Origin of the sequence: Pseudochrobactrum kiredjianiae, assembly GCF_030362795.1 — a bacterium.
Lineage (GTDB): Bacteria > Pseudomonadota > Alphaproteobacteria > Rhizobiales > Rhizobiaceae > Pseudochrobactrum > Pseudochrobactrum kiredjianiae.
Genome location: NZ_JAUCBM010000032.1, coordinates 1 through 8,932, shown reverse-complemented (window position 1 = coordinate 8,932; position 8,932 = coordinate 1). Strand labels below are relative to the sequence as shown.

Genomic DNA, 8,932 nt, shown 5'->3' with positions numbered 1-8,932 from the left:
GGTTCTGTTGCAAAGTTTTCAATTAGGCGAGACGCGTCTTATCTCCGGACACACTTATCCTGCGAGTGCCGCGAATTGCTCGAATGGTGATTTGCCGCCCATGGCAAACTGCCCTTTGCGGATCATATGGGCGGTCTCAATCCCATCCAGTGTTGCGGAGGCCGATGCGAAGGGTTTAAACCCTCGCATCGGATTGGTAATTCTCTTAATGAAGCGGTGATCCTGCTCAATAATATTATTGAGATATTTGACCTGCAGGATATCGATGAAATAATATATGCCGCAGAGCCAAAACAGCATATTCATATTACGCAATCCGGCGAAATTGGCCCCGCTTTTATCAATCACCACTTTCTCTGGTAGACCGTTGGTTTCAATTGTCCGTTTAAAAAAAGCGGTCGCTGCATCGGCATCACGCTGTTCTGACAACATAAAATCCAACGTATTGCCTTGTTTATCAATGGCTCGGTACTGGTAGACCCAACGTCCTTTGACCTTGATGTAGGTTTCATCCATGCGCCATGAGGAAGTTGTCGCCTGTTTGCGCTTTTGGGCCTGGGCGGCAATAAGCGTTGAGTATTTGACGACCCATCGATTTAAAGTCGTGTGGTCAACATCAACACCGCGTTCTTGCAGAATCTCCTGAAGATCACGATAGGAGACTGAATAGCGCACATAAAAGAATAACGCATAAAGAATAACAGATTTGGGGGTGCTGTCACATTGATTATTCATCAATATGATTGCGGTATTTGATGTTCATGAATGAGCAAGCTCCGACGTACAAAAACCATCGCTTTCCCATCTCAATTGTAGCGCGTGCAGTCTGGCTGTATTTTCGCTTCAATCTCAGCCTTCGTGAAGTCGAAGAAATGATGCTTGAGCGCGGCGTTGAGGTTTCTTACGAAACGATCCGCCGGTGGTGCTCGTCACATGGCTCTTCGCTCACCGCGCGATTGCGCCGCAAGACACCCTTGGCCAGTGATGTCTGGCATCTCGACGAAGTCGTTGTTAGTATCGGTGGCAAGAAGTGCTGGCTGTGGCGCGCAGTTGATCAAGATGGCTATGTGCTCGATGAGATTGTTCAAACACGCCGTAACACCAAGGCAGCAAAGCGTTTGCTGGTTAGACTTTTGAAGAAACAAGGCTGTGCACCAAAACGTATTGTCACCGATAAGCTACGATCCTATGGTGCTGCCAAGCGTCAGCTCATGACTAACGTCGAGCATCGCTCGCATAAGGGACTGAATAATCGAGCTGAGAATTCGCACTTGCCGTTTCGCAAGCGCGAGCGAACTCGACAAGGGTTTCGGTCAATCGGGTCATTGCAGCATTTCGTATCAATCTTTTCAGCCACTCGAAACCATTTTGTTCAAGCCAGTTCCATCCGTTCAGCGGGCTTAATCCGAGCGCATCGCATAAATGCTATCGCTGAATGGAAAGCAACAGCGCATAAACTTGCGTAAAATCCACTGACCCGCTTCAGCACGCGCCTACTTCAAACAATGTGACAACACCTTCTCAAGTGGATAATTGCATGGTGTGGACTTTCAACAGCATGGTCCATTGAAAGTAACGACACTATATCTACAACGTTAGAAGTGGCTGAAATGGCAATTTGTGAACTGGATCAGTGACGAGAATTAAAACTTCTCGCTCGCTCATTAAAATCCATCCCATCTGCAAACTCCCACATCCTAAAATGCGAAGAGTGTGACATTTCTATTTTGCAGAAACAGGACATTTTAACTTTGCGGTGTGAGTTCATGCTGAAGCGCGACTTTTGCGATTTGAATTTACGCATAACGATTTTTATTTGCGATAAGTTTTTGCCGGAAGACTTCTGCTGGCGTTTTATACCCCAGGCATTTACGCGGCGTATTGTTGAGACGGTTGCAGATGAAGGCGAGATCGCGGTCACTGAGGGTGAGCGGATCAAGGTCTCGGGGAAGCCAGCGTCTTGCTCGTCTATTAGTGTTTTCAACCGTTCCTTTCTGCCAGGGTGATTGCGGATCACAGAACCATGTTTGTGATCCGATGCCGGCCTGCAGATAAGCCCATTCTGTGAACTCTGTGCCGCGATCAAAGGTGATGGACCGACGCGCCATTTGGGGTAGTGGCTGGAGCACCCTAATCACGCCATCCATCACCGGCCGTGATTGGAGGCCTCGGTCTGGCCACCTCAAAACGGACCAGCATCAACTCCGGCTCTAGCGATTAGACCCAGCATGCACTAACATTAAACTCGGATCACTCAATGGGGGCAGACCACAGCGCAGGCTCCAAAGGGCACGGAAGATGATTGCCGGAGGCACAGCGCTTGCCGATGCAGCGCAAGCGGCTGGTTTTGCTGACCAGAGCCACATGACAAGGCTTTTCGCCCGAACTTATGGCATGTCCCCCGGCATTTATGCCACCGCGATGAACTGAACTGCAATTTCCTTCAAGACGGGGTGATGCGGCATCCGGCATATGGCTTAAAACAATCAAGTTTAGAGTATGCCCATGCAGGAAAAACTCGATAGAAAGATCATCGCGACAGTGAAAGCAGATGAGGCTGCCCGACGTCTGACCAGTATTCCCGGAGTTGGACCCATCATCGCTGCGACGGTTCAAGCGACCATTCATGATCCTGCGGCATTCAAAACTGGTCGAGATCTCTCCGCCTGGATAGGTATTACGCCCCGATCAAACTCCAGTGGTGGCAAGGAGCGGCTCGGCCGAATATCGAAACAGGGGAATAAGCAGTTACGGACACTGCTGATTGTCGGCGCAACATCTATTCTCAAGCAAGCTCGGCGTGGTGTGCCGATGCCAAAGTGGGTTATCGGATTGACTGCACGCCGCCCTTATAAGGTTGCAGCCGTAGCGCTAGCCAACAAAATTGCGCGCACGATCTGGGCGCTCTTGGTGAAAGGTGGAACGTATCAAGCGCCGGACAATATGATGAAAGCATAAAACAAGGATCCAGAAGTTCCGGCTAAAGCAGCCGGATCATATGGCAAGGTGCCAAACGTGATGAACCAACCGGACAAAATCCAGATATCGATCAGACCGTCCGTCGCAATGTGTTTTTGAGCACGCAAATTTGATTAAGGCGATCGGCATCGCGGATATCATCATGGCCAGCGGGGAATAAAGCCGCATTAACAGGCCGAACATATGACTGCACCGTCCCATGGGCCATCAATGCAGAAAAACCTTGCTATCAAGGTCGTTCCACATATGCGACAGAACCCCTTTAATAGGTTCTGACCCTAGATAATTTTTTATTTTAATTCTTATCCTGCTATTTATTTGGTGTGGGGGTAAACAAAAAATCACTTTTCAAATGATTTTGGAGTTCATTTTCAAAAGATTTTTGTAATAAAGAATGTGTAAGAAAACGGCTATATATTAAATATATATTGGCTGGAATATATACGTCAAAAGGGATGAGCTTCAGTTGCTTGTTCCAGCGTAATGCAGAGTAGGGATCAACAATCGCGATGCCTAATTCTTGCTCGGCAAAGGAGCAAGCCAGGTCTGCGAGATCTGTTTCATAGCGAAAAATTGCGTTTATATTATTGTTTTGAAACGTTTTTTCAATATTGCGCCATAGTTCAGTATTTCGCATCAAACGAATGATGCTCTGCTGATTAAGATCCTGAGGGGAAATGGATATCTTATTGGCAAACGGATGTTGAGGAGAAACTGCGCAGATGAAGGCCGTTTCAAAGAAAGGCTTGCAAATAATAGCTGGATCATCAACCGGCATTTGAATGAAGCCGATATCTATCTGTCTATGCGCTACCAGCTCGGCTAATGGAAACGATCCCTCAGAAATCAGTGAAAGTTTGATTTCGGGCAGCTTTTTCAGAAATGAACCAATAAAGGTCGGCATTACGATGCTGGCAAGAGCGGGAAACGAACCAATATTCAGCTCGCCAGTTTGTAAATTATTGATAGAGCTTGCAAAGTTTTTAAGGCGCCCCATGCCTTGCATTAATTGCGTGACTTCCTGATGAAATAATACTGCCTCTGTTGTAGGCAGTAGTCTACCACCTACACGCTGAAAAAGCTGAAGCTTTAAATTATGTTCGAGGTTCGCAATATGGGCACTGACGGATGGTTGGGAGATTCTGAGTAATGCGCTCGCTGCCGTTACGGTTCCGGTTTGCATAACGGCTTGAAATGCAGATAATTGCCGAAAATTCATAACCTAAACCTTTGTTTTAGTAATTCTATAGGAAAATCCTATATAGTTGCGAATATATAGTATTGGTTTTTGATATTCCAGATTAATAACATTCATTTTGGGATTAAGGAGGAATTTTAAGATGAAAAAACAACTATATATGGGCTGTTTTTTGACCGTATCATTTTTTTTGGGTGCTGCATTTGCGCAAAATGCAATGCCAAAGGAAATTACGATAGCCACTGAAGGCGCCTATGCACCGTGGAATTTCACCACACCAGACGGTAAGCTTGTGGGTTACGAAGTAGAGTTGGCTACTGAGTTGTGCAGCCGCATGAAAGTTAAATGCAATATAGTTGCACAAGACTGGGACGGTATTTTACCGGGGCTGAATGCAGGAAAATTTGACGCTATCATGGCTTCAATGGGCAAGACGGCTGAACGGGAAAAGGTAGCTCTGTTTTCTACTCCCTATACGGCTGCACCAAATGCATTCATGACACTGGCAGGCAATTCTGTTGCTAATAGCATTGCAGATACAAACGCGTATAACATCACTAAAAATGAACAGGCTTCACTTGGGGCATTGAAGACTATTGGTGAAACTCTGAAGGGCAAAACCGTCGGAGTACAGCGCGGCTCATCGGCAGCACTCTTCGCTAATGAGTATCTGAAAGACTATGTTACGATCCGTGAATATAAGACATTTCAAGAGCAAAATCTTGATCTGGCAGCAGGTCGGGTTGATGTCGTGATTGCCAATATTACGGTTTTAACACCGGTGATTAAAGATGGAACAATTGCTGGCGCAACTTTGGTCGGGCCTACTTTTCAGGGCGGCGCATTGGGGAGCGGAACAATCCATGTTGCCATGCGCAAACCTGATACGGCTTTGGCTGAAGCTTTTAATGCCGCAATCGATAGCGTCAACAATGATGGCTTCAATAAAGCACTTTCCGTAAAATGGTTTGATGCGGATATCACGCCGAAGTAAATCCTTCCGGTAAAATTATACGCAACTAAATGCGAAAAGATTAAAAGAGACAGAGCGGTTTTAATGATTTGAATCAATCAAATCCGCTCTGCTTATATAGTCAGAAGGTATGATGATGTTTCGGCGAATTGAAAAATCCAATCAAGATATCACTATTTTTTTCAATGGTCAGCCGCTGCAATGCTGTGCAACGGATAGCGTTGCTGCAGCCTTGCTTGCCCATCAAGTGAATAGTTTCCGCACGACCCCTGTTTCAGGCGCTGACAGAAAACCTTATTGCATGATCGGCAATTGTTTTGATTGTCTAGTTGTCATTGATGGTGTGTCTGATTGCCAGTCCTGTCTTATACCGGTGCGTGATGGGATGGATGTCCGCAGCCAAAACGGCTCTGGCGGATTTGGAGAAATGGCATGACATCGGAAAAAATGTCTTCTGAACTTGCCATTATCGGTGCAGGTCCTGCCGGTATTGCTGCTGCTGTTCAGGCCGCGCAACTGGGCGTTGATGTTGTTTTATTTGATGAACAGGCAGCGCTTGGCGGCCAAGTTTATCGTAATATTGAGCATAACAGCAGCCGGAATGCTGACCTGACAAATGTGCTAGGGCAGGATTACCGCAAAGGCCAGTTACTCGCTGAAGCTTTTCGTCAGGAAAAGATTACGTATCGCCCGTATAGCAGTGTCTGGAACGTGAAGAATGACGGCGATCTTGCTTTTACTCAAAACAATAAAGCCACCATGTTCAATGCCTCTAAGGTCATTATTGCCACCGGTGCGATGGAGCGTCCAGTTCCTGTGCCGGGCTGGACGCTGCCCAATGTGATGAGCCTTGGCGCGGTGCAGACTTTGATTAAGGCATCGGCACTTGTGCCGGATAAGCCGATTGTGATCGCCGGCTCAGGGCCGTTAGTCTATCTGGTGGCAATCCAGTTGATGCGATTGGGCGCACCGTTACGTGCAATATTGAATACTGCACCTCCTGTAAGCCAGTCGCTGGGATATTTCCCTGCTCGTGTTTCAGCTGTGCGCCAATTGCTCAAAGGGCTGGGTTGGATTTATGAACTGAAACGCGGTGGCGTAAAAATTATCAATGCAGAAAAGGTTGCTGCTGAAGGTGCCTGTGCTTTGGAAACGGTCAGATATGAATGCAACGGGCGTGGAGACAGGCTCGAAGCCTCGTTCTTGTTCCTGCATGAGGGCGTTATTCCGAATACCCAGCTCACCTCTGCTTTGCGTTGCAAACACGTATTCGATGATGAAATATCTGCATGGAAACCTGTGACAGATCAGTGGGGTAAAACGTCTGTTTCTTGTATTACTGTTGCTGGTGACGGCGCAGGCATCAGTGGTGCTGCCGGTGCGCCTGCGCAAGGCAGACTAGCCGCATTAAATGCTGCGTTTGAGTTAGGGCATATTTCCGCTGAACAGCGGGATACCAGTGCGAAACCTTTGTTTCAAGAGCTTAAGCAGCAGAGAAGTTTACGCCGGTTTATCAATCATGCCTACCGGCCAACACTCAGTGTACGGCCACTTGAGGATGAGACGATTGTCTGTCGCTGTGAAGAAATCACTGCGGGAACATTGCGCGATCATCTAAACGCAGGCTTCACTAAAATTGATCAGTTAAAAGCGTTCAGCCGCTGCGGCATGGGGCAATGTCAGGGCCGTATGTGTGCAAGCACGGTAGCCAATCTGATGAGCCAAACGCTGAATACCACGCGTGAGGATATTCATTCATACCGGATACGCTTGCCTGTGAAACCTGTCTCGCTTGAACAGTGGGCTTATCTTGCAAACACAGGCATTGAGAAGCAGTCCGGCAGTTCTGAAGATCCGATCGGTCGCATCTAAAGCGTTTGTTTCGATGATGCCCATGCGCAGTGCTGTTTTGTGACAAGTACACAACGACAAGTGAATTTTCCTGCCAATCTCTGGCAATGATAAAGATGTGACGATGATGAAATATGACGTTATTATTATTGGCGCAGGAATACATGGCTGTTGTACCGGCCTGCAATTGGCCAGACGTGGTATTAAAACGCTGATCATTGAGAAAAATATTGCCGGACGTCATGCTTCCGGTGTGAATGCCGGTGGTGTGAGAACGCTGACACGTTCTGTGCATGAAATACCGCTTTCGCTAGCCGCTATGGATAAATGGTATCGGCTTGATGATCTGCTTGGTGCGGATCTGGCTGAAAATTGCCAGTTTATCGGTCATGTCGGACAGATTGCTTTGGCTGAAAATCAGGCGGAAATTGATTGGTGTGAGGGCCGCGCTGCGGAAACCCGTGCCTTAGGTTATGACTTTGAAGAGGTCATTGATGAGGCTGAAATTAAGCGCCTTATCCCGCATATAGCGGATGGAAGCGTGGTTGGTGGCTTGATCGCCAGAAAAGACGGACACGCTAATCCTTTTCGTACCAGTCAGTCGTTTCGTATCGCAGCAGAACGCGCTGGCTGCACCATCATCGAGGGGCGGCGGGTAACGGGATTTGCGCGCAAGCAAAATGGATGGATTGTTGAGACAGATGGCACACAATTTGAATGTGGCGTTGTCGTCAATACTGCCGGCGCCTGGGCGTGGAAACTTGCCGAGATGATCGGTGAAAAATTTCCCAACACTTATGAAGCCTTATCGATGATGGTAACGGCGCGTATGCAAAAATTTATTGACCCCGTTGTTTTTGGTCTGAGCAGAGCATTGTCATTTAAACAAAGCATGGACGGAACATTGGTTATCGGCGGTGGCATTCTAGGCATACCTGAACTCGATAATGATACATCAGACACGGTTGCAGAACGACTGGCGGAAAGTGCCCGTCATATTTGCGATTTTTTCCCGCTGCTGCGGCAGACAAAGATTGTGCGCACATGGTCGGGGCTTGAAGCCATTCTGCCGGATATGATTCCGGTGATTGGTGCGAGCCGTGTTGAAGATAATTTTTTCCATGCTTTTGGGTTCTGCGGGCATGGGTTTCAGTTGGGGCCTATTGTTGGCTCTGTGCTGACAGACCTGATTGTTGAGGGTAAAAGCAGTTTGCCAATCGAGTCGTTTTCTGCTCATCGCTTTGGCGAAGACGGGATGTTAAGCACGGTCTAAACGGGCGATATGATAACATCGATCATATTAATAAAGGCCAAAAAGGTCTGTGTGAAACTCTGACACAAAAGCCGGAGTGGCTTTGGTGCACGAATGTATTTTCCGGTTTAGTGATCTTATAGAATTCCGTTCTAAGGTGTTTGTTAGTTCTCAATTTGGTGCTGTCATGTCTGGATGGCGCCCGTTTGGCAATATGATTTTGGTGATGTTTTAGCTTTGCGGGTCGGGTGCAGTCATGTCTCCGGCCTGTTTATGCGGCACGATATGACCGCTGGCCCTGATGTTGTCCGCGAGAACCGATCCCTATCACATTGTCGCGCTGTTGATGCGCAAGACAACACCACGGGTTCTTCGGCTCGTGCGGTCCATTCCGCTTTGCTATCACATCATACCATCGTCACTCCGCCAACTGTGGTGCCCAGAAAGGCAAAGCTTCTTCGCTTCTGTATACCTACACTGAAATCAGCGCCCGGTGATCAGGCACAAACTCCGGCCGGAATTGTATATTCCGCGCCATGATCGCCCAGGCAATGCGCGCAATCTTGTTTGCGAGAGCGACCGCAACGAGTTTGAAGGGTTTTTTCGCCAACAGGGTTCGCGCCCACTCCGCCAATGGGGATTGGGTCTTGCCATTCTTCATCCTGTAAAGCGCAGCATG

8 protein-coding genes and 3 pseudogenes are annotated in these 8,932 nt (G+C 47.8%); 7 read left to right on the top strand and 4 right to left on the bottom strand.

Annotated features, from left to right (window positions below; genetic code table 11):
* Window positions 1-54: 54 nt before the first annotated feature.
* A complete protein-coding gene (locus QUF18_RS20050; protein ID WP_289389022.1) occupies window positions 55-735 on the bottom strand; it encodes an IS6 family transposase in 681 nt (226 codons plus the stop codon).
* 20 nt (window positions 736-755) lie between these two features.
* Between QUF18_RS20050 and QUF18_RS20045 the strand changes: the two genes are divergently transcribed.
* Complete coding sequence (locus QUF18_RS20045; protein ID WP_434547427.1) at window positions 756-1,466, top strand: IS6 family transposase; 711 nt, start codon at window positions 756-758, stop codon at window positions 1,464-1,466.
* Window positions 1,467-1,796: 330 nt separating this feature from the next.
* On the opposite strand, the pseudogene QUF18_RS20040 reads toward QUF18_RS20045, so the two are convergent.
* Window positions 1,797-2,189: pseudogene (locus QUF18_RS20040) on the bottom strand (IS30 family transposase); the annotation flags it as partial.
* A 49-nt stretch (window positions 2,190-2,238) separates the two neighbouring features.
* Between QUF18_RS20040 and QUF18_RS20035 the strand changes: the two are divergent.
* Window positions 2,239-2,430: a helix-turn-helix domain-containing protein gene (locus QUF18_RS20035; protein WP_374807252.1), complete on the top strand. Its 192-nt coding sequence runs from the start codon at window positions 2,239-2,241 to the stop codon at window positions 2,428-2,430.
* 81 nt (window positions 2,431-2,511) lie between these two features.
* A pseudogene (locus tag QUF18_RS20030) lies at window positions 2,512-2,958 on the top strand (IS110 family RNA-guided transposase); the annotation flags it as partial.
* A gap of 331 nt (window positions 2,959-3,289) precedes the next feature.
* Here QUF18_RS20030 and QUF18_RS20025 read toward each other — a convergent pair.
* Window positions 3,290-4,198, bottom strand: a complete 909-nt coding sequence (locus tag QUF18_RS20025; protein WP_289389020.1) for a LysR family transcriptional regulator — start codon at window positions 4,196-4,198, stop codon at window positions 3,290-3,292.
* A gap of 196 nt (window positions 4,199-4,394) precedes the next feature.
* On the opposite strand from QUF18_RS20025, the gene QUF18_RS20020 reads away from it, so the two are divergent.
* The 4 genes from QUF18_RS20020 to QUF18_RS20005 all read left to right on the top strand — a co-directional run bounded on the left by QUF18_RS20020 (window position 4,395) and on the right by QUF18_RS20005 (window position 8,274).
* Window positions 4,395-5,171: a transporter substrate-binding domain-containing protein gene (locus QUF18_RS20020; protein ID WP_289389019.1), complete on the top strand. Its 777-nt coding sequence runs from the start codon at window positions 4,395-4,397 to the stop codon at window positions 5,169-5,171.
* 109 nt (window positions 5,172-5,280) lie between these two features.
* The gene (locus QUF18_RS20015; RefSeq protein ID WP_353074559.1) at window positions 5,281-5,586 is read left to right on the top strand and encodes a (2Fe-2S)-binding protein; all 306 of its coding nucleotides are present in this window, start codon (window positions 5,281-5,283) and stop codon (window positions 5,584-5,586) included.
* The gene (locus QUF18_RS20010; protein ID WP_289389017.1) at window positions 5,583-7,022 is read left to right on the top strand and encodes an FAD/NAD(P)-dependent oxidoreductase; all 1,440 of its coding nucleotides are present in this window, start codon (window positions 5,583-5,585) and stop codon (window positions 7,020-7,022) included. Before QUF18_RS20015 ends, QUF18_RS20010 begins: the two co-directional genes overlap by 4 nt.
* 103 nt (window positions 7,023-7,125) lie before the next feature.
* Window positions 7,126-8,274, top strand: a complete 1,149-nt coding sequence (locus QUF18_RS20005; protein WP_289389016.1) for an NAD(P)/FAD-dependent oxidoreductase — start codon at window positions 7,126-7,128, stop codon at window positions 8,272-8,274.
* A gap of 451 nt (window positions 8,275-8,725) precedes the next feature.
* Here QUF18_RS20005 and QUF18_RS20000 read toward each other — a convergent pair.
* A pseudogene (locus QUF18_RS20000) lies at window positions 8,726-8,932 on the bottom strand (hypothetical protein); the annotation flags it as partial.